Here is a 23,960-nt window from a genome sequence, read left to right on the forward strand (position 1 = left end):
CGCCTTCGCGATCAGTATCCCACCGGCCGTCACGCTCGGTTCAGATGGTCAGGGTGAGGGGTGTCACCCTCAGTAGGCGATCGACTTGACCTCGCAGAGCGGGTTCTTGAACAGGCAGCTCAGCGACTGCATCCTCGATCGGTGGATGCCCAGCGTCTTGTAGTGCTTGGAGTCGCTGTAGACGTAGGCGTACATCTCGTGGTCGGGCGCGTTCTTGTACTTGCCGGTGACGTAGATCCCGCCGTCCGAGTACAGGCGGGCGTCGTAGAAGACACCGATGCCGCCGCGCTTGCAGAACGGATCAGTGGCCTCGATCTCCGCGTGGACCTGCCGGGTCTTGCCGTCGAAGCGCGTCTTGGCCCGGAAATCGATCTTCCTGGTGGAGGCCTTCTTCTTCGCGACGAGCCTGCCCGTGCTCACCTTGTACACATGCGTGGTGCCGGTCTGCGGGTACAGGTCGTACGACGACTTGTTCCAGTAGATGACACCGGTCACCCCGGCACGGAACGACGGGCCGGTCCGCTTGCTGCTGAAACCGCGGTTGTCACCGGCGTACTTGTATCCACCGGCGTACTTGCAGCCGGACGCCGCCTGCTTCCAGCCGGAGGGCACGTATGCCCACTTCTGCCGGATGAAGGACCGCCACACCAGGGTGGTCTTGTACTTCTTCCTCGCCTGCGCCGCGAGTTGGAGGTCGGCGGGGCTCTCGCTCTTGGGTGTGGAGGTGATCAGGGTCCAGGTGGATCCCTTGTCGGCGTTCCGGTTGCCGCCGGTGATCCGGTAAACGGCTTCGGTGCCCGCGGTGACGTGGGTGTCACGGAAGCTGCCCGTGGTGGCGGTGCCGATGACCCGGTCGTTCTTGTAGACCGTCCACGCGTCGCCCTTGCCGCTGGCCCACGACAGATCGGTGAAGCTGGTGGACGCGGCCCATGCGGCACGTTCTGGCATCGGGCCGACGGCCTGGGCCAAGGACCCAACAGCCGCGGGCTGCCCGGGTGTTCGGAGGATCTGCCGGCCGTCGACACCGGCCGGGCCGGTCAGTGCGTGCACCGCGCTGGTGTGCTGACCGGCGAAGTGGCCGCTGTTCACGTCCAGGACGTAAGCGGGCTTCGGCGCCGGTGCCGAAGCCGATTCGGCGTGAGCGCTGGAAGCGCTGTAGGTGCCCACAAGCGTCAAAGGAAGGGCCGCGCCGACAAGGGCGCGCGGCATGGATGAGCGCGTAGCCATGGTGGGTTCTCCCTGCTCACGATGGGTGTGATCTTGACCGTAACGTCAGGGAGTTGCATCGCGATATTGGCCAATCGGGCAGATACGAAAGGGAGTTGAACCATGTGTCGGGTGAAGAACGGACGGCCGTCCCGTGAAGCGTTCTTCCTCATCCACACCCGGGGTGGCCGTCCGCACACTTCGCTCGACTTGCCATACTCACGACCTATGATGATCAAACGGGCCGCCTGGGCGGCCGTGTGCGCGGCGGCCCTCATCTCCGGCTGCACCAGCCCCCACGGCTCCACCGACGACGGCACGTTGAGGGACGGCGTCCGCAGCTGGCCCGTATCCCACCGCCAGGCCATGCCCGCGCTCCAGGGCGACGGAGCCGACGGTCGCCCGGTCCGGCTGGACGCGTTCAAGGGGAAGGTCGTGGTGCTGAACGCGTGGGCTTCCTGGTGCGGACCCTGCCGCGTCGAATCCCCTGGCCTCGCCCGCACACAGAAGGCTCTGGGCAAGCAAGGGCTCCAGATCGTCGGCTTGAACGGCGGAGACCCGGCGTCCACCGCGCTCTCCTTCATCCGCGGACACCACCTGAACTACCCGACCCTCATCGACGCACACGGCAAGCAGGCCCTGCGCATCCCCCGCGGAACAGTCAGCCAAGTCGGCCTCCCGTACACGGTGTTCCTGGACCGCAAGGGCCGTATCGCGGCATCCGCGTCCGGCGGCGTCACGGAACAGCAAATCAGGAAGATCGTTACGCCGCTTCTTGCGGATCGATAGGCCGGCGCTTCTTCTCACTGGTGGCTACCGCAGGCGGGCATGACGGTCCTGGCCCGCGCGTTGTCCGTGCCCCATGCCATGGTGACGGCAGCGCGTCGACTCAGGGGGAACGGATGACAGAGACGCCTTACTGCCGCACCCCCAGCGAGAACGGCTTCCACGCCGACGACCCGTCCGAGGACGCTCTGTTCGACCTGATCGGTGAACTGAACGCCACCGACAACACGTTCCTTGTCATCGAGCCCGACGAGGACGATCCCACCTGGTTCGCCACCGTGGCAGTCCTCGACGAAGGGGGCTACGAGATCGTCCTGCGCGACAGCACCCGCCGCGAACACCAGGTCACCCCTGCCACAGACATCGGCGCCACTGTTGTGTTGGTCGACCTTGGTGTCGCAGCGACCGCGCCGTGGGCACTGCTCCCCCACTCGTTGAGCGTTGCCGATGCGTTTGGCCGCCGTGGCGCCGAAGAAATACGTCAGGCTGGCTTCCCAGATGAAGTGGCGGATGGCGTTGCGCCGGCCGTGGTTGCCCTTAATGTTCAGGGAAGGATGCCGCACAGGTAGATCACGAACATGCAGTTCGAGTAGCCCGCGCTCAGCCGCCGACTTGACGCGAATGAAATACCCTGACGCTGGCCTGGGCCGCCCACCATCCGGCCGACGAAGGGACACCAGCCGTGGCTCAGCGGACACCCGACAATCAGCGCAAGCCCCTGCAGCCCGCGCTCGATTCCATGACCGTGCTGGTCGCCGCCGTCATCGTCCACGACCCGGCCACCAACCGCATCGTCCTCCTCCAACGCGGCCGGCACGCCAAGTTCGGCCAGGGCATGTGGGACCTGCCCGTCGGCAAGAGCGAACCGGGCGAGCCCATCACCGATACCGCCGCACGCGAGCTCTACGAGGAGACTGGCCTGACCGTCAAACCGGAAGCTCTGAAGGTCGCCCACATCATCCACGGCGCCTGGGGTGCCGAAGCCCCCAACGGCTTTCTCACCGTCGTCTTCAGCGCCCATGAATGGACCGGCGAACCCGAAAACCGCGAACCGCACAAGCATGCCCGGGTCTGCTGGGTCGACGCTGACGCCCTGCCCGACGAATTCGTGAAGTCCATGGCCGGTGCCCTGCAGGCGTATCTCACGCATGGGCCGCAGATCACCCTGCGTGGGTGGACGTAGGCAGACCTGCCGACGCGGACCACGTATGCACCGCGCCGCCCAGCGCGCAGGCACGGAGGCGACCGCCGACGCGCAACAGGGTCGACCGCGCCCCGATCCCTGACTGCACTCGCCCGTTCGCCCGCTGTCCCCCGCGCTTCTTCTTTTGTCTCCAGGGCGCGCACAGGAGTATGCAGAAAGGGATGTCGGGCCGGAGACCACGCCGAATCAGCCATGGTGACCTGCGGCTACGGAAGCGGCGAGGCGGTGACGCAGGTGGTACATGTCGAGAGGGATGCCGGCACAGTTGATGTGAGCGTTGTCGTGACCGTTGGCGTTGGCGTTGGCGTTGATGACGCGGTACCGGACGACTGCGGCCCCAGGCTCCCCAAGAAGAGTGTCAGCTCCGTACGAACTCTGAGCCGCTTCGAGGAACGCCCAGTGCGTCTCGACCCGTACAAGTCGGCCCCGCCGCACCGGAGTTTTACGCACAGGTTCAGGCGTCGCCGAGACGGTGGCCCGACGGGCCACCGTCTCGAAATCCGAGAGCCAGCCCGCCTCCACCGGTGCCAAGATGGACGACATGACGATGATCGACGGTGAGATCGAGGCGGGGTTCGAACCGGTACGTGAGGCGTTCGAGGCGAGCTTCTCCGAGCGCGGAGACATTGGCGCATCGGTGTGCGTGTACCTGCACGGCCGACCGGTAGTGGATCTGTGGGGTGGCATCGCCGACCCGGAGACGGGTCGTGCGTGGACACGGGACACGCTGCAACTGGTCTACTCGGCCACCAAGGGCGCGACCGCGACCGCGGCTCATCTACTCGTTCAACGCGGCGAGTTGGACCTGGACGCTCCGGTGGCCACGTACTGGCCGGAGTTCGCCGCGAACGGCAAGGCGGACATCCCGGTGCGCTGGCTGCTGTCGCACCAGGCGGGCTTGATCGCGTTGGATCAACCGGTCCCGCTGCACGAGGCGTTGGCCTGGGATCCCATGGTGGCCGCACTGGCCGCGCAGCGTCCCCTTTGGGAGCCGGGCACCGCACACGGGTACCACGGTCGCACCTGGGGCTGGCTGGTCGGCGAGGTGATCCGCCGAGTGTCCGGCCGCACGCCGGGCCGCTTCTTCGCCGACGAGATCGCAGGCCCCCTCGGGCTGGACTTCTTCATCGGGTTGCCGGCCGCTGAACGCGCCCGGGTCAGTCGCATGGTGTACCAGCAGTCGGAGGTCGACCTGACCGCCGTGCCCATCGAGGCGATTCCCGAGGCGTTCCGCGAACTGGTCGCCGCCATGGGCGACCCGAACTCCTTCTTCAACAGGGCGTTCGCGGTCACCGATCCCGCCGAGATCGACTTCAACTCGCCAGAGCTGCAGGCCGCGGAACTCCCTGCCTCCAACGGCATCGGCACCGCTCACGCACTGGCGCACATGTACGCCGCGCTGATCGGCGAGGTGGAAGGCGTGCACCTGTTCACCCCGGAGACCCTGGAGTCGGCGACCAAGGAACAGGCCAACGGAAAGGACCAGGTACTGCAACTCCCGAGCCGCTTCGGCTCCGGGTACATGTTGCCCACCGAGGACCTCCCGATGACCGGCCCGAACGCCTTCGGCCACATGGGCCGAGGCGGCTCACTCGCCTTCGCCGATCCTGAGCACGGCATTGCCTTCGCCTACGCCATGAACAACATCGTCGAGGGGGCCGAGGATCTGCGAGCGGGCACGCTGGTCGACGCGGTGCGCAGGTCGCTGACGTAGCTGCGGAGCGGCTGCGCAGTCAGCCCTGCCCCTTCCCCGGAAACCCATCTCGTCGACTCACGGGTGAGCTGACGCGAGTTACGCGGGGTTACTGCTCTTGACGAACCCTCGTGCGCTAGATCACGCCACTTTGATCACATTCGCGTTGCGCCTGCAACGGGAGGTGCGAGAGGATGTTCGAGGAGCTGTGAGCCGTGAGTGACGCAGGATCACGCCATGGCGATCGAACAGCCGTAGCGCACAACACACTTACGGGGGTGGGTGAATGAAGTTCGACATGGGATCGACGACCCTGTCGGAGCTCGGCAAGAGCACCGTGGGTTCGAGCGAGGACCTGGGCACGCTCATCAAGTGGTTGATCCAGGCGGCGGAGCCGCTGGAGGGGAAGTTCAACGGGGCCGGAAAGGCTGCGTTCGACCGGTTCAAGGTGCATGCCGACGAGATCACGAACGATCTGAACGGCTCGCTGGGCGCGATCCTGGGCGGTCAGTCCGGCATGGACACCGCGTTCGGCTCCGGTGACGTGGAGCTGGGGGACAACGCACACCACAACATGGGTGCCGCCAACTTCGATGCCGCCCGTTTCGGCGCGCGTTGACGGCCTTCGCCGTCCAAGTTGCGTTCGCTATCGCCGTTTTCAAGCTTTCGAGCATGCAAGGGGGAGCCTGACCGTGGCTCAGAACCAGGACCGCCGTTCGTACGACACCGGTGCCTCCAGTGAAGTACAGGTCAGCCTGGCGGGCGTGATCGGCCAGCTGGAGCGCGTGCTGACCGACCGGGACCGCGCCGTGAAGGCCGCGATGGCCGACTTCACCGCGGACGGTGTCGCCGACGACTACCACGGCAAGGAGGTCCGCTGGCACAGCGCCGCGAGCGAGGTCCGCGAGATCATCCGGCTGGTGCGCACGACGCTGGAGCAGAACGACGGGACCGCGCAATCGACGTTGGCCAAGGCGCGGGCAGCCGTCGACAACATCGGCTGACGGGTGCCGTATCGGCACAACTGCCGGGCAGATACAAGGGTTTCAACGGGGGTTTGGCGTGACGCGGTGGGACATCTCCTCGTCCGGCGTCGAGTTCGTGACCTCGCTGGTCGAGGACGCGATGGACGACGTGGCCAAGGACGTGAAGGCGTACGGCAAGGACGTGCAGAGCGCGGCCGGTTCGGCCGGCACCATCGTCGGAGTGCATTGCGGGGCCGTCCCGACCGGTCCCATCGAAGCCGCGCTGACGCTGTTCGTGGACAAGACCGCGGGTGACGTTCTCTTCCTCGGTGCCCTGGCGGCGAAGTCGGTGAACGGTGCGCGGGAGGCCACCGCGTACTACGTCGTCGGGGATCTCGACATGGCCGCCACGACGCAGCACCAGGCCCTGGCCGCGCCGAAGATCGACCTGCCTGGTCAGGGCGGCGGCTCGGGGCAGGGCAAGGGGGACGGGAAGAAGTGATCAACCCGTCCGGTATCCCGCAGTTCACCGGCGACTTCGAGCAGTTGGACAAGGACGTCTCCGGGCTGCGCAGCGACGCGATCGGCATCCGCAACGGCGGCATGGACGTCCACTCCCGCTTCCAGATGCTGGGGGCCTACTACACTGCGCCCGAGGCCGACGACCTGTTCGCCACCACTCAGCCGGTCATGGACAAGGCCGACACGTTCGCCACCGACCTGGAGACGGTGGCCGACGCGCTGGACACCTTCTCCGTCGAGGCGCGCCCGCTGGCCAAGCGGCTGGAGCAGCTCAAGACGGATGCGCTCGCGTTCGTGGGGAGCGTCGACGGCGACGACGACTGGACCGAGGACGAGGACAAGGTCCACCGGAACAAGGAACTCGTCGACGACGTCACGGCCACACAGTTCGCCTTCCAGGAGGCGGAACGCAGGGCGGCCAGCAAGATCTCGACGATCGTCGGCGGGCCCAAGTTCGTAGCGGACCACGGCAGCGGCTTCTACGACCTCAACACGGTGAAGTACGGCTACGACCGCGATCTCCTGGATGGCGCCGAAGAGGTGCCCTGGGGCAGCGTGGACGAGCAGAGCTACGAGGCGTGGAGCCTCGGCTGGTTCGGGCACGGCGCCAAGAGCTTTGTCTGGGACGGGATTTACCACGACGGCATCGAAGCCGGCGTCAGCGGGCTGTGGACGCTGGTCGGCGGGAACGGCTCGGATGCGGCGGGCGATGCCTGGGGCGGTCTGAAGGACGTCGTCACCGGCATCGGCCTGTACACCGCCACCCCGTACGACGCGGCCATGGACTGGGCCTTCGGCCCGGACAAGGAGAGCGCAGACGAGATCCGGGCGAAGAAGGCGGCGAGGGAGTTCGGTAAATCCCTCGTGGCCTGGGACCAGTGGCAGGAGAACCCGGCCCGCGCCGCGGGGACCGCTGTCTTCAACGTCCTCACCCTTGGCGTCGGCCCGCTGTCCGTCGTGTCCAAGACGAGCGAGGTCGGCGCGGTCGCCAAGGGCGCGGGCGTGGCCGCCAAGGTCGGAGAGTTCATGGACCCGATCTCACTGGGCGTCAGGGCGACCGGCAAGACCGTCGGCGCGCTGCCGAAACTCTCCGACCTCACCTCCCGACTTCTTCCCGCGGCGAGGGCCGGGGCGGCGGACGCGTACGGTGTCCATAGCGTCATTGAGCTGGAGGACGGTTCCAAGGTCGTCATCGAGAACGGTGAGTTCGTCGTCTACGACAAGCACGGCGATGTCAGCGGTCCCCATCCCTCCAGCACACGCAGCGCTCACCGGGATGTGCACGTGCCTGGCGCAGTCGAGCGAGAGGTTGGCTCTCCCTCTAGCGACCGCGAATTGGTCGGTGCCGGCGCACGGAGCGGCGAGGCCGGGGGCCACGTTGGTGACAGTTCGTCCCCGCAGTTCGGTCACAGCGCCGACGGCACAAGCGGTGGGAGTGCGGGGGGACACGGGCATTCCGGTGAATCCGGGGGTGGACACGCCACTGGAAACGAGAACGCCGGCGGTCAGGATGGCCACCCCGGTGACGACGGACCTGACGGTGCCAGCCACGGGCATGGCTCCGGCGGCGACCACGGCGGGGCTGACGGCAATCCGCCCGCTCCACCCCACGGCCCCTCGCCCGATGGTGAGGGCCGGCCCATGGTCCGCGGAGGGGAAACAGAGCAGCAGATCCTCGACGCGGTCAAGGGTATTCCGGGGAAGAAACGGCCGAAGCCGAACGTCCTTGACAGGGTGTTGGACAGGCTCGCCACGGAGCCCGACGGTCAACGAGTCGCCGAGATCATCGGCTCGGGGAAGTTCAATCAGAGCGACGAATACGGCCAGGTTGTCTCTTCCCTCGGGGCGAACCGAGCGCAGATGTTCCAACCCAGCGCCGACCAACTCATCTTCGCGGAAGATCTGGCCAAGAGCGGCGTCCCCGCGCACACCATCGACTTCGAGCAGAAATACCCGCCCGGCGCCGACATGGACATTCGCATCGCCGACGATTCTGGTGATGTCTACGCGTACCAGATGAAACATCTCAACGACCCTCAGAACCCTGTGGGCGAGATGACGAGGGGAAAGTATCTGCTTCAGTTGGCGAAAGCCGAAGCCGACCACCACGTACTGCTCGTGGACGGGGGCCGGGGGACGCGCGCGGACTGGATGGCCAACGGCTCCTACGATGCCCTCATGGACATCCACCGCGGCGGGCGCGGACCGAAGGGCGAAGGCATCACGTTTGTCGTACGTCTTGAGGACGGAAACCTCGTCATCCCGCCCGGAAGCAAGCTCGACCCCAAGGACATGCTGTGATCACCTCTGAAGCCATCGGCGACTGGACTTGGGAAGTCACGCCGAACGCTGACGGAATCCGGCCCGCACGCGCCGCGGAGACCGCCGTGGCGGTCTGGAATGTACTGGCCGGGAACGAGCTGGCGATTCCCGTGGGCAGGACCAGCGTTTCGGTCCGGTCTGTGAGTGACAGTCGAGACGTTCGTGTCCGGGCCGATGGTCTGAGTCTGGAACCGGATCCGCTGTCCGCTGAAACAGCCCTTTCGCGTGCGGTGGCCGAGGCCGATTCACTCGAAGGCGACTTCGTCTTCGATGTTCGTATCGAATGCCCCGGCTACTGGCTGGAACGGGGAGTCAAACACCGGGCGGAGAAACTGTTCGTCATCCAAGCGGAGGTCTGGAAGGACAGCCTGCTCGTGGTGACGTTGGAAACGTACACCGACGCGTGGTTGACGATGGACACGCGCGACCGGGAGCAGTCGGAGCTCTACACGGAGAACGCGCCTCGGCTCGCCGCGGCTCTCGAGGGCATCTCAAGCCTGCTCGGCATTGCTCCGACGCCGGGCGACCCGAACCGCCACGCGACTCCCACCGAGACGGGTTTCGAGGATCCCAGAATCGAAGGCCCTGCCTACGACGATTCCTGGGGCACCTTCGAGGTCCCGACCCGATCAGGTCTGCTCCGGTCCGGAATTCCAGCCTCTGAGGACGAGTACCAGGAGATCACCGACCAGCCGGTACGTTACTTCACGGTCCAACGTGACGGACAGACTGTAGGTTTCCTCTGGGCCTCGGCCGGCGACGAAGCGGCGGGCTACGAACCTCGAACCGCCGCCGGGGACAGGGCATTCGAGGCAGGCTCGGAATGGCTGCTGCGCCTGCGGACCGCCCACAGCCATGGGCTCAACGCTCTCGCAGCACTGACCTGGACAGCGCAGAACCCACCGCGCCCGGAGAGCGATTTGATCGTCGAGAAAGCCCCTCAAGAAGCGCCGTCGCTGGACTTCCTCGAAGATCTATCGGGCAGGTACTGATCCTCGTGGTGTCGTCGTCCGCTTCAGAAAACAGAACGTGTCCGCTCACGCTATGCCGTCCCCGCCGACGACGTGGCGGAGGCCCTGGCCGTAATCAGCGAGAGCCTGACCTGGGCCGTGGAAGATCGTGGCCAACGGCGTAGCGCATGACGAGGCATTCACCCGGAATCTGCGCTGGGAACCGACCGAGTACCTGCGGCTCTACGGGCTGGGGCACATGACAGCCGCGAAACGAAGGACGGATGGCGAACAACCGTGGCAGCGCAGGATTACGACAATCAGCTCTTGGAGTCGGTCTCCGTACGCCGCCGTCGTCTTCGCGACGCCCTGCTCTTCGGCGCGCAGCGGCAGCGGCGGTCGTTGGACGAGCGGGTCGGGAAGGTGTTCGCCGGGGTGGTGATCGCCGCTGTGGTGTGTGCCGGGTGCGTGGGGTGGTCGTTCGTGTCGCATCGGGTCATCGGAAAGAGCCCGTACGGCACTTCCGTATCGCCGTCGTCCCCACCGGCCCTGACGCCGTCGTCCTCGCCTTCCGATGTCCCTTCTGCCCGGTGATAGGTTCGAACGCGTGATAGCCACGGGGTCCTTGAGTCGTTCCGCGACCGGTAGTCGTACGGCGCTCACCCGCATCACCTTGGTCGGCGAACGGCGTCGGATCGACCTCGTACTGCCCTCGCGCGAACCGGTCGGGGTGCTGCTGCCGGAGATCATGCGGTTGCTGGACGACCGGGTGGGGGCGCGACCGGAGTTGCGGCATCTGGTGACCGCGGACGGCTCGGCGCTGGCCGCCGACTCCACGATGGAGTCGGCCGGGGTTCCCGACGGGGCCGTGCTGCGGCTGGTGCGGGTCGAGGACGCGCCGTCGGCTCCCGTGGTGCACGACATCAGCGATGAGGTCACCGACGACCTCGACGTACGGGCGTGGCGGTGGCGGCCTGCGGCACGACGCATGGTGGCCGGACTGAGCACCGTGATCTGGGCGCTGGCGGCCGGCGTACTGGCCCGGGGCGGGTTCGCCTTGTCGGCTGTCGCCGGGGGGCTGGTGGCCGTCGCGGGCGTCTGCGCGGTCGCCGGGGTGCTGTGCGGACGGATGCACAAGCGTGGGATGGCCACCACTCTGATCGCCACCGCGGGCGTGCTGGGCGCGCTCGGGGCCTGGACGGCCGCGGATGCCTACGAATGGTCCGGCGCGGCCCGCTTGGCGGGTGTCGCGGGGGCCGGGGCCGTCGCGTTGATGCTGGCCGGGTGGTGCACTCCGCTGGGGCGCGGCGCGTTGATCGGCGCCGGGGCGCTCGGCGGGTGTCTGGTGCTGTGGGAGGCGGTGATCGCGCTGCAGGGTGGTGCGGAAACCGCCACGGAGCAGGCTCGGGCCGGTGCACTGGTCGCCGTCGTCTGCCTGGTCCTGCTGGGCGTGTTGCCGCGGCTGGCGCTGATGGCGTCGGGGATGACCGGGCTGGACGACCGGCGCACGGGCGGAGTGTCGGTGAGCCGGTACGACGTGGGCACCGCGCTCGCGGCCACGCACCGGGGGCTGGCGCTCGCGAGCGTCGTACTCGCCGCCTCCGCGGCCGGGGCGGGTGTGCTCGTACTGCATGCGGTGTCCGTGTGGACGGTGCTGTTGGGCATCGCCGTCGCCGTGGTGCTGGCACTGCGGGCGCGCGCGTTTCCGCTCACCGCCGAGGTCGTGGTGCTGCTGCTGGCCGCAGGGGTCGTCGCGGTGCGGCTGGTGGTGGTGTGGCTCGGGCAGGCCCCGGCGGCGGGTCCTGTCGCTGTGCTCGCGCTGTTGGCGGTCGTCCCTCTCGTGGTGCTGGGCGTGGAGCCGGCCGAGCATGTGCGGGTGCGGCTGCGGCGTGTCGGTGACGTCCTGGAGTCCGTGGCCGTGATCGCTCTGTTCCCGCTGGTCATCGGCGTGTTCGGGGTGTACGGGCGGCTGCTGGGCACCTTCGCGTGAGCGCGCGGGGACCGAGGACGTAGGGATCGACATGGTTCAGGGAGGGGACTGGCAGCAGGACCTGCTGCGCGAACTGGCCAACGGCTCCCCGGACAGTGCGCCGCCGCCCTCGCGCCCGGATGCGTCCGAGGCGATTCCCGGTACACCCCTGCGATCAGGAGCGGCCGCGGATGCGGAACCTGGCGCCGAATCGTCTCCCGCAGCGCCTCCGGTCCCCCGGCCATCCCACGATCCGCGCGTGGTCGCTGCGGCCCCCGAGTCCGTGCCCACCGTCGACCCGCGGCTCGCCATCGCGTTGGGGCGCCCGCAGCACGGCGACTCGGTAGCACGACGAACCAGCCGGTCGCTGCGCAAACTCACCGCATCGGCCGGAGGGGATGTCGCCGAGCAGACGCGCCTCGCGCAGGAGGTGCAGCAGCCGGTCACCACCGGCCGTGTCATCGCGGTGACGTCGATCCGCGGCGGTGTGGGCAAGTCCACGGTCTCCGCGCTGCTGGGACGCACCTTCAACCACTACCGGCACGATCCGGTGCTCGCCCTGGAGGCGGACACGGCGCTGGGCACCCTGCCGGTGCGGATGGGCGCCGAGGCGGTGCGCTGGTCGTGCAGCGACCTGGCCCGGATCCTCACGCCCGCCATGCAACTCACCGACGTCACCGGCTACTTGGTGCCGGTGGCCGACGGCGGCTGGCTGCTGCCCGCGGGCCAGGGCCGCGTGGGTGCACCACTGGACGTGCGCACGTACCGGACGGTGACGCTGGCGCTGCGCCGGTACTTCGCGGTGACGGTGGTGGACTGCGAGAGCCTGCCCGGCGAGGTGGCCCGTACGGCGATGGACACCGCCCACGCCCGCGTCGTGGTCGCGCCGATGACCGCCGAGGGCGTCAACGGCACCCGCCAGGTCCTCGACTGGCTGGCCCAGCTGCCGCACTCCGCCCTGGCCACGACCGTGGTCGCGCTCAGCGCCGCGTCGCCCGACACCACGCTCGACGCGAAGGCCGCCGCCGCGCACCTGCGGGAGCCCGGCGTACCGGTGGTGCTGCTTCCCTATGACCGCCATCTCGCCCAAGGAGGCCCCATCCACACCGCCATGCTGGGCCAGGACACCCGAACCGCGGCCGTCCGGCTGGCCGCCGAGGCGATGCGGCGTGCCGTGAGGATGCGATGACCCAGCAGCAGATCCACCGTCCGGCCCGCAGCACCCGCCCGCTCGACCCCGCCCCTGCCCGCACCGTGGAGGCGCCCCCGAACCTGCCCGAGGGCAAGATAGGCAACGCGGCCACCGCCCTGCTGCCGATGGCGGGTGTCATCAGCTCGGTCGTGATGATGACGATCATCCGCAACAGCCAGTTCGCCGCGCTCGGCGCGCTCGTGCTGGTCGTGGCCCTTCTGGGGGCGGTGGCGCTGTTCCTGTCCCAGCGCGGCAAGGCCCAGCGCACCCGGCGCGTCCAGCGCGAGCGCTATCTGGAGTATCTGGAGGAACTGCGCGAGGAGTTGAGCAGCGCCGAACGGGACCGGCGGCGGCTGGCGCGGCTGCTGAACCCGCCGCCGCAGGCTCTGTACGACCTCGTGCGGGACCCGGCCCGGCTGTGGGAGCGCCGCCGCCCGGACGCCGACTTCCTGCAGGTGCGGGCCGGCGCCGGCGACATCCCCGTACAGGAGCTGGCCATCGGCCAGAACAGCACCGGCGGGGTGCTGACCCCGCCGGACCCCTTCATGCTCAACGAGGCCCGCGCCCTGCAGGGCCGCTTCACCGCCGCATCGGACTTCCCGCTCACCGTGCCCCTGGACCGTGCGGGGAACGTCAGCGTGGTCGGTGACCGGGAGGGCGTCCTGCGCGTCGCCCGGGCGCTGTTGCTGCAGACGGCCGTGACGCATGCGCCGGACGACGTGGCCCTCGCCCTCGCCACCCCCGACGAGACCGCGTGGGAGTGGGCCAAGTGGCTGCCCCATGTCCTCGACCCGCAGTCCTACGACGGACGGGTTCCCGCCCGCCGGATCGCGCCCGACCTGGCTGAGCTGGCCCGGCTGTGCACGCCCGACCTGCGACGGCGCGCCGCGTACGCCGCCGAGGTGCGGCGCGGGCTGGCAGGCCGGGACGCACTGCGCCTGGCGCCTCGGCTGGTGGTCGTCAACGACACATACGGGGACACCGCGACCGACCTCCCGCGTCCGGACTCGGCCGTCGGGCTGACGGACATGGGCGTGACGGTGCTGCATCTGCTGGAGCAGCAGGTGCACGAGCCGGACGAGGTCAGCGTGCGCATCACCGTCGACGGTCACCGGATCGCCGTGGACGACCTGCGCACACCCGGCGCCACCGTCGCGCACGGCACCTGTGACGCCGTGACCGGCCCCGGCGCCGAGGGCATCGCCCGCATGCTGGCCCCGCTGCGGCTGTCCGCGGAGTCGGCCACCGAGGGCACCCCCGTCGCCGGACCGGTCGACTTCCCCGCCCTGCTCGGCATCGACGACCCGGCCGCCCTCGACCTCACCCGGCTGTGGGCACCGCGGAGCGAGCGGGACTTCCTTCGCGTGGCGATCGGCCTGACGGACCGTCATGAGCCGGTGCTGCTGGACCTGAAGGAGTCCTCGCAGCTGGGCATGGGCCCGCACGGACTGTGCGTGGGCGCCACCGGCTCCGGCAAGAGCGAGCTGCTGCGCACCCTGGTCCTCGCCCTGACCGCCACCCACTCGCCCGAGGACCTCGCGCTGGTCCTGGTCGACTACAAGGGCGGCGCCACCTTCGCCCCGTTCGCCGAACTCCCGCACGTGGCAGGTGTGATCACCAACCTGGAGAACCAGGCCGGGCTCGTCGAACGCGTCCACACCAGCCTGGCCGGCGAGGTCAAGCGGCGTCAGCAGGTCCTCAAGGACGCCGGGAACGTCGCGGACATCGGCCACTACGCCGCCCTGCGCGCCACCGACCGCCCCGACCTGGAGCCTCTCCCCCACCTGTTCGTCGTCATCGACGAGTTCGGCGAACTCATCGCCGCCAAGCCGGACTTCATCGACCTGTTCCTGTCCATCGGCCGGATCGGCCGCTCCATCGGCGTCCACCTGCTGCTCTCCAGCCAGCGCATCGAGGGCGGCAAGCTCAAGGGCCTGGACACCTACCTGTCGTACCGGCTGGGTCTGCGCACCTTCTCCGCCGACGAGTCCCGCACGGTCCTCGACACGACCGACGCCTTCCACCTGCCGCCGCTGCCCGGCTTCGGCTACCTGAAGGTCGACACCTCCACGTACGAGCGCTTCAAGGCCGGTTACGTCTCCGGCGCCTACCGTGGCCCGGCCGTGCTCGAGCAGGCGGCAGACACCCGGTTGGCCTGGCCCGACCCGACGTACAACACGGAGCAGGAGGAGTCGGAGGCTGCGGAAGAACCCGCCGCCACCCGACGCGAGACCGGACCCACCGTGCTGTCCGTCATGGTCGACCAACTCGCCACGGCAGCCCCGCCGGTACGACGCATCTGGCTGCCTCCGCTGCCGGACGCCGTCACCCTGGACACGGCCGCCGGGCCGCTGCAGGCCGGGACGGACGGCCTGCGCCTCACCCACAGCGGCGGCGTGCTGCGGGTCCCGCTCGGTGTGCTGGACGACCCGGCCCGGCAGTGGCAGCAGCCGTGGCTGCTGGACCTGACGGTCGCCGGCGGACACGTCGCGGTGATCGGCGGACCCCAGTCCGGCAAGACCACCCTGCTGCGCACGCTCACCCTCGCGCTGGCCCTCACGCAGACCCCGGACGACGTCGCCGTCTACGGCCTCGACCTGGCCGGCGGCGGCCTGTCCGCCCTCGCCGGGCTGCCGCACGTCGGCGGCATCGCGGGACGCGCCGACCACGAACGGGCCGCCCGCACCATCGCCGAGGTGCGCACCATGCTGTCCGAGCGCGAGGAACTCTTCCGCGAGCTGGGCATCGACTCCGTCGACCAGCTGCGCCACCTCCGAGCAGGCGGGCGGCTGCCGCATCTGGGTGCCACCGACGTCGTGCTGCTCATCGACGGATTCGGCGCCCTGCGCGACGAGTTCGCCGACCTCGACGACGCCGTCGCCGACCTGCTGAAGCGCGGTGGCGGCTACGGCATCCATGTCGTGGCGGGCATGCTGCGCTGGAACGACGTCCGCATCGCCACCCAGTCGATGTTCGGCACCCGCGTCGAACTGCGGCTCAACGACCCGGCCGACTCCTCCATCGACCGCAAGCTGTCGGAGACCCTCTCTCCCGACACCCCCGGCCGGGTGTTGACCGACGGCAACCTGTTCGCGCAGGTCGCGCTGCCCCGCATCGACAGCCACCCGGACGCCGGCGACCTGGGCACGGCCCTGGAGCGCACCGCCCGCACGATCCGTGCCTCCTGGCACGGCGAACTCGCCCCGCCCGTACGGGTCCTGCCCACCCGCCTCTCAGCCGCGAAGCTGCCCTCCCCCGCCGCCGAACCCGAACGAATCCCCCTCGGCGTCGACCAGGACGCCCTCGCCCCGGTCCTTCTCGACCTGTTCGGCACCGACCAGCACCTGCTGGTCCTCGGCGACAACGAGTGCGGCAAGACCAACCTGCTCAAGCTGATCACCACGCAGCTCGTCGAGCGTCACTCGGACAAGGAGCTCGTCTTCGGCGTCTTCGACCCGCGCCGCGGCCTGCGCGGAGTGGTTCCCGAGCCGTATCGCGGCGGCTACGCGCACAACGCCAAGCTGGCGAACGCACTCGCCACCGGCATCGCCGCCGAACTGGAGAAACGCCTGCCGGAGACCGCCGACCCGGACACCCCGATCACCACCGAACCCGCCTTCGGCGGACCGCGGATCGTCATCCTCATCGACGACTACGACATCCTCACCACCGCCGGCCAGCAACCGCTGGCGCCCTTCCTGCCCTACCTCTCCTCGGCCCAGGACATCGGCCTGCACTTCGTCCTCGCCCGTCGCACCGCCGGCGCCTCCCGCGCCCTGTACGAACCCCTGCTGACCACCCTGCGTGAGACCGGCACGACGGCCCTGGTCATGACCGGCGACCGCACCGAGGGACAGCTCTTCCCCGGCCTGTATGCCTCCCAACAACCCCCCGGCCGCGGCACATTGGTCCGCCGCGGACGCCCCCACCAGCTCATCCAGACCGCCCTGAGCGCAGAAGAGGCCCACCGAGAGTGACCAAGGACGTCATCGCCCTCACCCCCGAGATGCCGGACCTGAACACCCTGCTGGCAGGCCTCTACGCCGGCGGCCCCGACCTGTCGGTGAACACGACGGCCGACGGCGCCGTCGTACAACTCTGCTCCCCCGACGGCCGCCCCCTGGTCTCCGTAGAGGCACCGATCCTCGTCCAGGTCCCCGGCGAGACCGCCCGCCTGCTGGACTGTGCCGTGGCCGACGGGCCCGTGTGGTGGACCGAGGCCCGCGCCTCCACCGCCGTCGCCGAGGCCGGACGCCTCGCGGGCTCCTTCGCCGGACGACTGGCCACCGTCCTGGGCGGCACGGTCTGGCCCCCCGAGGCCGCCACCACCGACGTCGTCCCCCTCACCACCGACATCTCCGCCGTACCGGTCCCCGCCACCGCCACACCCGCCGTCGACGTCCTGACCACGACCACGGCCGTGGTCATCCAGGACCGCCCCCTGGTCCCCCTGACCAACTGGCTCTCCGACGCCCTACGCACCGCGACCGCCGCCGACCGCGCCCTGCAGATCGTCACGCCCCCCGCCACCCGCCTGACCCTGCCCACCCGGACCGCCCTGCGCGGCCTGCCCAACCGCTGGGTCGTCCAACACCCCGAACACGGCTACTACGACGGCCTGTCCGGCGCCGTACTCCACTGGAAAGACGGCACCTTCACCCCCGTACGCGGCGAGAACGGCACCGCCCGGGCAGCCGAGGCGTTCAAAACCGTCACGGACACAGGGGAACGCCAACTCCTGCTCGCCCTGCGCACCCGCCACCCCGCCGACGCCGACCTCGTCCTCGGCCGCGCCCTGGAAACCGCCTACCACCACCTCACCGACGGCCCACCCACCGGCTGGAGCACCGCCGAACCGGTCAACCTCCCCTGGTCCACCCGCCAGTTGACCGACCTCGCCCGCTCCCGCGCACCACAGCCCACCTTGCTCATCGCCATCGGCCACCCCGACCGCCCCGCCCTCGCCACCCTCCGCATCCTGCGCACCCCGGCCGGCGTCGAGGAGGACATCACGCTCGCCCTCGGCTACGCCGAGGACGAGACCCCACCCCTGGACTCGATCGAACCCCTCGCCGCGGTCCTCGCCGCCGAGCACGGCCTCACCACCCTGCTCACCTCACTCCGCGCCGCCCGCCGCGACCTCACCGTGCCGCCACACGTCGAAGCCCCACCCATCCCCGTCGCGCTCACCGTCGGCCACGACGAGATCGAGAGCATCGGCCGCACCCGAGCCGAACACCCACCCCTCGGTCTCACCCCCACCAAACTCGGCCACCCGGCCGAACACGCCGTCCATTACACCTTCGGAGACGGAACCAATCCCCAAGCCTGGACCACGCTCCATCAGCTCACCCGCCATCGGAAGCAAGCGTGATCATCCGGCTGAGCGGTGCTCGAGACGGCAACAGTTCGGTCCCCGATCGGGTGGCCAACTGCGGAACCGGCCGTCCCACGGGGCATTGCCGGTAAGGCCGCAGACCTGCCGCTGGCGATGGACACCGGGCCGGCCAGCACCGGCACGGGCGCGGAGGCGGCCGCCGACGCGCAGCATGAGCAACGGCCGCCCGATCCCCCGGCTGCACGCGCCCGCCCGTTCGCCCGCCGTCCCCTGCCCTTCTTCTTGTCTTGGGGGCGAGCGTAGGGGTGTGCAGAGGGGGATGTCGGGCTGCAGACCACGCCGGAGCGCCTGTGATGACCTGCGGATATACCGCAGTCGGTGCGTCGGTGCGCGAGCCGCTGTGGGCGGGGATATGGGCATGGTCGGCGGCGGTGTTGTCGCATCGTGACCGTGGTGGGGTTGTCGTGGTCGATGGTCTGGTCGGGGCCGGCTGCTGGGGTGGACGCACTGCGCGGCGCCGGACAGGCCGGCGCCGCCGTTCACGAGAGGCGGCTCGGACGATGACCGACGTGGATACCGGCGGTGGTGACCGGTTGGCGCTGACGGTGATGACGCAGTACCGGACGACCACGACCGAGCAGATGCACCGGGTGATCGCCCCGGGCGTGCACAGCGAGCAGACCCGGCGGTGGCTGGTCGAACTGCGCACGGAAGGGCTGATCCACCGCATCACCCTGCCCCGGGCCGACCGACTGCGCGTGCGGCTTCCCACCTCCTACGGTGTGCAGATCGCCGCCGAGCGGCCGGAGTTGCGCGGTCGGCGGCCGTCGAAGGGGACGGGCTTTCTGTCCACGACGGCGGCCTTCGGCTCGGGGCGGGCGGGATGTCCCGGTGGCTCATCTCTTTCCTTCCTCGCTCAAACCGTGATGTCGGCCATGGCTCGCGCTGCAAGTACCTGGTGGGGTCGCACTGTTGTTCTCATAGAGAGGTCACAGATTGATACCCCCCACCAAGAGAAGACGGCGCTTGACCCTCGGCGCGATCCTCGCGATCGTCATCGGATCCGGCGCCACCGGCACCGGCTACGCGGCCGACTCCGACAGCCCACCACACGTCCACGGCCCGGGCGCACGCGCGGTCGCGGCCGCCGAGCCGGACACTCCCAACGGACCTGAAGTCGGCCCGCCGTTCACGAAGACCAACAACGTGTGGCAGACCAACACCACCACTCCGACGTTACGCAACACGGTCACTGCTCCCAGTGGCCACAAGACCACCGCCACCTTCGAAGTCCACACCACCGATTCCAGCGGCAAGGCCACCGCCACGGTCGTCAAGCTCACCGACGAGAACCAGTGGGGCGTCCTCGTCTCCGGCGAAGTGACCGCGGGCAAACCGGCCTCCGTCACGGTTCCGGCCGGCAAGCTCAAGAACGGCGTCACCTACGCGATCCGCTCCTCCGGGTACGACTCCACCAGCAAGGTGTACGAGAGCGACTGGTCCCCGTACTCCACCTTCAAGATCAACGCACCGGCCGAGAAGCCCTACGTCACCTTCCCGGCACCGCAGGCCACGTCCGGCATCGACTCGCTTGCGCAGACTCCGATCGAATTCACGCGTACCGATCCCGGCCCGGTCACCGGCCTGCGCGGCGATGGCACCGGCCGCAAGTGTTCCGCCCCGGACGCCAAGGGACGGAAGGTGTGCATCGAGATCAGTCGTGACGCGCCGACTCCCCAAGACGCGGCGGTCGCCAAGGGAGCGATGAGGCAAGCTCTTCGGGGTGCCGATCTCGTCTCGTGGTGCGCCGCGAAACCGGACGGCAAGGACTACATGAACCGGGGCGAGGCGTGTCTGAAGAACGTCGGCTACGCGACCCTGATCTTCGTCGACGCCGATGACCTGCCGAGGTTCGGCACCGCTACGTTCGCGCTGTCCCAGCAGCTCAAGCTGTACAACAAGAAGTCGGATACCGGCACCGACCGGGCCGAGTTCGACCAGCAGCTCACCGTGGTTCCGACGCAGATCGACGCTGCGACCGAGGGCGTTCACCTCACCTGGCAGGCGGGTGACAACTGCAAGGACTGCACGAGCTCGCAGGTTCAGTGGGCCGGCGATGACGGCCTCAACACCACGCCGCACTGGGCAGTCGGCCAGGTCGGCACCCAGTACGCCATGACCGCGAAGACGCAGACGATCTGGAACGGCACCGGAAAGGAACAGTTCGACCTCGGCTGGAGCCTCCTCGGTTCCGTCGACGCCGGCGACGCCCACGCCGAGACGAGCCTCGGCACCAGTGGCGACGTCCGCGTCCGGGAGCTCGCGCCGCGCTGTGACGACATCGCCGGGGGCAACATCAAGACCGGCTGCGTCTTCCCGTACTTCAAGCCCACCTGGACGGTCGACACCAACCTGTACCCGGCGGCCGGCGCCTACTACTGGCTGACGCAGGAAAAGCTCCCCTCCCACCCCGGCAGCCGGAAATGGGACTCCCTCGTCACCTACCTCGGCCCCGGCAACGACGCCGATCCGGACGGCGGGGACTGGACCAACGACGACAGCCGCGGCATCGTCTGCCCCACGGGGACCAGCGGTTACAAACCCAACCCTGCCACGCCCGACGGATCGTGCGACGAGTACGCGCCCGCGAGTACGTACCAGAGCGGCGGCATGCCGAAGGGTCCGAACCAGGTCGCCTCCGGGAAGGAGTGCGCACAGCTCTACACCAAACCCATGACCGGCGGCACGTGGGGACTGCTCGCAGACAACCGCGACGGCTACACCGGCCCGAAGTGGAACGAAAAGTGTGGTCGCGCCTCGGTTCCCACGGATCAGAACACCGGCGCCTTCCGTGACCTCGGCATCAAGTTCGTTCCCCAGATGCGGCTGCTCGACAAGGACGGGTTCTTCATCAGCGATCCCGGCTTCGAGCACTGCAAGAACGCCGACACCGTCTGCGCGTGGAAGAAGATCGGCTGACCTGACCCGTGACTGACCAAGCCTGTGGCCGGAACACGGTGCGGTGTTCCGGCCACAGGTCTATGCGAGGCGTGTCCATTCCGGGTCCCTCGGATGTGCCGGACCGTCCCACACCAGGGCCTGATCGACGAGACCGGGCACCTTCTTGTCCTGGTGTCCGTCCGCGTACTCCACCCCGCGGTTCTCGTACAGGGCATCGGCGACTTCGATGAGGTAGTCGGTGAACGACGGCCACACGCCCAGCTTGGGGATGCCGGCCTCTTCGAAGGTTCCGATCCGTCCGTAACCGGGCCCTGGAGTGCAGTCCGTGAACAGCCCGTAGAGACCGCTGCGGTCGGTCGCGGCGAAGGCCAGATAACGCACCATGGGGTCGTCCGGCCGGCCGATCGTCTGAGGGCCTTCATCCCAGTACGGCAATTGCTGCACCGGAGGAATCCCATACTTCCTCGGCAACAGCCAGGCTGTTTCCTGTCCTTGCGGGGGAAGCCCGGTCTCGGGTTCGGGTGTCCAGCCGAAGTCCGCAGGGTGACCGGTGCCGTTGCGAAGGCGGTAGAAGGCCTTGAGGCCCGGTGGCATGGTGAGGTCGAGTTCCTGCTCGATCTCACGGATGTCGGCCTCAGGGACGGGTGGAGGGAGCATCCGGTAGGAGCGTGGAGCGTGTTGCCTCAGCCACGCCTCGATCCTCGCCCAGGCGCCCGCCACGGCCTGCTCGTGCTGCTGATCGTCGGTCATGCCCACGACCCTACGGGTCTCCCGCACACACAACTGTGGCGTGCACCACGAGCGATTCGGATGCCGGTGGGCGACCTCGATCAGTGCCTCCCCCGAACGGCGGCGCCCTCTGGAGGCGGGTGGAAACCTGGCAGACCACTCCCGTTCCACTCCCAACTCAGCGCGAAGACCGAACCGTTCAACCCGGCGCTCAAGCGGCCGCCGCAGCAACCGGCTCCAGGGGCGAAGGAGAAACCGCAGCCTTCGAAGGAGTACGAACACGGCCACCTGCCCGAGCTGTGGTCGCAGCTCGCCGAGGTCGCCAAGCTGAGCAGCGGTCTGCGGGTCGGCCCCGTGTTCCAGCAGATGCTTCAGCGGAATCCGTTCCAGAGTTGGCACGTGGCCGGGCGCTACTGCAACGGCACGTCGATATCGGCCGCCGACCTCCATGGGCACCTCAAGGCCACCTACTCCACCACGCCGCGATACGGCAGGCCGTCCAGGACGCATCCCAGATCCACGTGGCGGAGATCAAGGAGGACATCCGCCGGGCCGCCGCGGCCGTGGAGAACTGCGCAGCACACAGGTCCCCATGGAGCCGTCCGTGGTCATCCGCACCTGGTCCACGGAGTCCCTGGCCGCCGAACTGCGCAAGCTGCTGGAGGACAGTGCGGACGGCAGCGGCCCTGCCGACGCGGCGACTACTTCGGCCTGATCAAGGAACTGACGGCCCTCGGCGTCATGACCGAACGCGCAAGCGGCGCCGTGGATCTCCCCGCCGCCCCCTGCCCTTCTTCTTGTCTTGGGGGGAGCGTGGGGGTGTGCAGAGGGAGGTGTCGGGTCGGCGACCACGCCGGAGCACTTGTGGTGACCTGCGGCTATACCACGGTCGGAGCGTCGGTGCTCGAGCCGCTGTGGGCGGAGTTGTGGGCGTGGTCCGGGGCGGTGTTGTCGCATCGTGACCGTGGTCGGGTTGTCGTGGTCGATGGTCTGGTCGGGGCCGGCTGCTGCGGTGGACGCACTGCGCGGCGCCGGATGGGCCGACGCCGCCGTTCACGAGAGGCGGCCCCGACGATGACCGATGTGGATACTGGCGGTGGTGACCGGTTGGCGCTCGCGGTGCTGACGCAGTACCGGATGGCCACCACCGAGCAGATGCACCGGGTGATCGCCCCCGGAGTGCGCAGCGAGCAGACCCGGCGGCGGCTGGCCAAACTGCGCGTGGAGGGGTTGATCGACCGCATCACCCTGCCCCGGGCCGGACGACTGCGCGTGTGGTTTCCCACCTCCTACGGCGTGCAAGTCGCTTCCGAGTGGCCGGAGTTGCGTGGTCGGCGGCCGCCGAAGACGGTGTCCGACCCCACGGCCGCGCGGCTGCGGGTCGGACACCAGCTGACCGTGACGGAGACCGGGCTGCTGTTCCTGGAGGACGCGCGCCGCCGGGGCGAGTTGTGCCGACCACTGGACTGGCTGCCCGAGGTTTACCACCCCGTCGGCGGTGGTGAGTCCGTCATCCCTGACGCGCTGCTGTACTACCGGCATGGGCCCGCAGACGGGGACGGGGCGATGACGCGGGCCTTCGTCGAGGTCGACCGGGCCACCATGGGCCCCGAACGCCTGGCCACCAAGCTCCTCTCCTACGCCCGCCTCTACCACTACGTCCCCACCCCACCGGGGCACCGCAGGCCGACCATCGGGCAACAACCTGTGCGGGAGGAATGGCGCAAGCACTACCCGCGCTTCCCCCGCCTGCTGTTCGTCCTGGACGGAACCGGGCCCGCCGGTGTGAACACCCGGATGCGCGCTCTACACGGGATCACGGCCGACCTGGCGCTGACCGTCTTCCTGCGCGACGTCCTCGTGGTGGCCGCGCCCCTTGCTGAGCTGCGCAGCCATGGCCCATCGGCAGCCGTGTGGCGTCCCATCCACAACCCCGACAGCAGAGTCGTCTGGAACCAGCTCCTGGCTAGGTAGACGGGCCGCCCGAACGGCCGCTGCGCATCGCCCACGACTTCAGAGGACAACTGCGCAGCCAGTGGCGGCCGACCACAACCCCGACCATGAGCCCAACCGCAGCCCCGACCACGACGCTGCGCACCGCCCCGCAGCTTCGTAGGACACCT

Annotated in this window: 18 protein-coding genes and 1 pseudogene; 17 read left to right on the forward strand and 2 right to left on the reverse strand. The window is 69.0% G+C overall.

From position 1 onward, the window contains the following. Positions 1-69: 69 nt before the first annotated feature. Positions 70-1,227: a hypothetical protein gene (locus ACIRPX_RS35890; protein ID WP_404203178.1), complete on the reverse strand. Its 1,158-nt coding sequence runs from the start codon at positions 1,225-1,227 to the stop codon at positions 70-72. Between the two features lie 111 nt (positions 1,228-1,338). On the opposite strand from ACIRPX_RS35890, the gene ACIRPX_RS35895 reads away from it, so the two are divergent. From ACIRPX_RS35895 to ACIRPX_RS35965, 15 genes and pseudogenes are all read left to right on the forward strand, one after another. Beyond that, positions 1,339-1,995, forward strand: coding sequence for a TlpA family protein disulfide reductase (locus tag ACIRPX_RS35895; RefSeq protein ID WP_404203180.1), 657 nt, complete (start codon positions 1,339-1,341; stop codon positions 1,993-1,995). Positions 1,996-2,108: 113 nt separating this feature from the next. Then, positions 2,109-2,357 (forward strand): annotated as a pseudogene (locus tag ACIRPX_RS35900) (hypothetical protein); the annotation flags it as partial. A gap of 317 nt (positions 2,358-2,674) precedes the next feature. Continuing rightward, positions 2,675-3,175 carry an NUDIX domain-containing protein gene (locus tag ACIRPX_RS35905; protein WP_404203182.1) on the forward strand — a complete coding sequence of 167 codons (501 nt, stop codon included), beginning with the start codon at positions 2,675-2,677 and terminating at the stop codon, positions 3,173-3,175. Between the two features lie 562 nt (positions 3,176-3,737). Continuing rightward, complete coding sequence (locus ACIRPX_RS35910; RefSeq protein WP_404203184.1) at positions 3,738-4,910, forward strand: serine hydrolase domain-containing protein; 1,173 nt, start codon at positions 3,738-3,740, stop codon at positions 4,908-4,910. 265 nt (positions 4,911-5,175) lie between these two features. After that, complete coding sequence (locus tag ACIRPX_RS35915) at positions 5,176-5,508, forward strand: hypothetical protein (protein ID WP_384249005.1); 333 nt, start codon at positions 5,176-5,178, stop codon at positions 5,506-5,508. A 73-nt stretch (positions 5,509-5,581) separates the two neighbouring features. Next, positions 5,582-5,893 carry a pore-forming ESAT-6 family protein gene (locus ACIRPX_RS35920; protein WP_384249008.1) on the forward strand — a complete coding sequence of 104 codons (312 nt, stop codon included), beginning with the start codon at positions 5,582-5,584 and terminating at the stop codon, positions 5,891-5,893. Positions 5,894-5,951: 58 nt separating this feature from the next. Then, the gene (locus ACIRPX_RS35925; RefSeq protein WP_404203187.1) at positions 5,952-6,356 is read left to right on the forward strand and encodes a DUF6507 family protein; all 405 of its coding nucleotides are present in this window, start codon (positions 5,952-5,954) and stop codon (positions 6,354-6,356) included. After that, entirely contained in the window at positions 6,353-8,677 is a 2,325-nt protein-coding gene (locus tag ACIRPX_RS35930) for a hypothetical protein (RefSeq protein ID WP_404203189.1), read from the forward strand. Before ACIRPX_RS35925 ends, ACIRPX_RS35930 begins: the two co-directional genes overlap by 4 nt. Continuing rightward, on the forward strand, positions 8,674-9,690 hold the full coding sequence (locus ACIRPX_RS35935) for a hypothetical protein (RefSeq protein ID WP_404203191.1): 1,017 nt from the start codon (positions 8,674-8,676) through the stop codon (positions 9,688-9,690). Before ACIRPX_RS35930 ends, ACIRPX_RS35935 begins: the two co-directional genes overlap by 4 nt. Before the next feature lie 255 nt (positions 9,691-9,945). Continuing rightward, the gene (locus ACIRPX_RS35940) at positions 9,946-10,242 is read left to right on the forward strand and encodes a hypothetical protein (RefSeq protein ID WP_393869484.1); all 297 of its coding nucleotides are present in this window, start codon (positions 9,946-9,948) and stop codon (positions 10,240-10,242) included. 31 nt (positions 10,243-10,273) lie between these two features. Then, the gene (gene eccD, locus ACIRPX_RS35945) at positions 10,274-11,638 is read left to right on the forward strand and encodes a type VII secretion integral membrane protein EccD (RefSeq protein WP_404203193.1); all 1,365 of its coding nucleotides are present in this window, start codon (positions 10,274-10,276) and stop codon (positions 11,636-11,638) included. Between the two features lie 31 nt (positions 11,639-11,669). Beyond that, a complete protein-coding gene (locus tag ACIRPX_RS35950; RefSeq protein ID WP_404203195.1) occupies positions 11,670-12,806 on the forward strand; it encodes a CpaE family protein in 1,137 nt (378 codons plus the stop codon). Then, positions 12,803-16,786, forward strand: a complete 3,984-nt coding sequence (eccCa, locus tag ACIRPX_RS35955; protein WP_404203197.1) for a type VII secretion protein EccCa — start codon at positions 12,803-12,805, stop codon at positions 16,784-16,786. Before ACIRPX_RS35950 ends, eccCa begins: the two co-directional genes overlap by 4 nt. Continuing rightward, on the forward strand, positions 16,783-18,183 hold the full coding sequence (locus ACIRPX_RS35960) for a DUF6177 family protein (RefSeq protein ID WP_404203199.1): 1,401 nt from the start codon (positions 16,783-16,785) through the stop codon (positions 18,181-18,183). The genes eccCa and ACIRPX_RS35960 overlap by 4 nt, the downstream gene beginning before the upstream one ends. A gap of 990 nt (positions 18,184-19,173) precedes the next feature. Continuing rightward, a complete protein-coding gene (locus ACIRPX_RS35965) occupies positions 19,174-21,126 on the forward strand; it encodes a hypothetical protein (RefSeq protein ID WP_404203201.1) in 1,953 nt (650 codons plus the stop codon). 60 nt (positions 21,127-21,186) lie between these two features. Here the strand turns inward: ACIRPX_RS35965 and ACIRPX_RS35970 are convergent, their stop codons facing one another. Then, on the reverse strand, positions 21,187-21,858 hold the full coding sequence (locus ACIRPX_RS35970; RefSeq protein ID WP_404203235.1) for an SMI1/KNR4 family protein: 672 nt from the start codon (positions 21,856-21,858) through the stop codon (positions 21,187-21,189). A 571-nt stretch (positions 21,859-22,429) separates the two neighbouring features. Here ACIRPX_RS35970 and ACIRPX_RS35975 point away from each other — a divergent pair. Continuing rightward, positions 22,430-22,552: a hypothetical protein gene (locus ACIRPX_RS35975; RefSeq protein ID WP_404203203.1), complete on the forward strand. Its 123-nt coding sequence runs from the start codon at positions 22,430-22,432 to the stop codon at positions 22,550-22,552. 359 nt (positions 22,553-22,911) lie between these two features. Further along, positions 22,912-23,811: a replication-relaxation family protein gene (locus tag ACIRPX_RS35980; protein ID WP_404203205.1), complete on the forward strand. Its 900-nt coding sequence runs from the start codon at positions 22,912-22,914 to the stop codon at positions 23,809-23,811. Positions 23,812-23,960: the final 149 nt, after the last annotated feature.

It is taken from the genome of Streptomyces sp. NPDC101225, from assembly GCF_044767585.1.
In the GTDB taxonomy this organism is placed as follows: domain Bacteria; phylum Actinomycetota; class Actinomycetes; order Streptomycetales; family Streptomycetaceae; genus Streptomyces.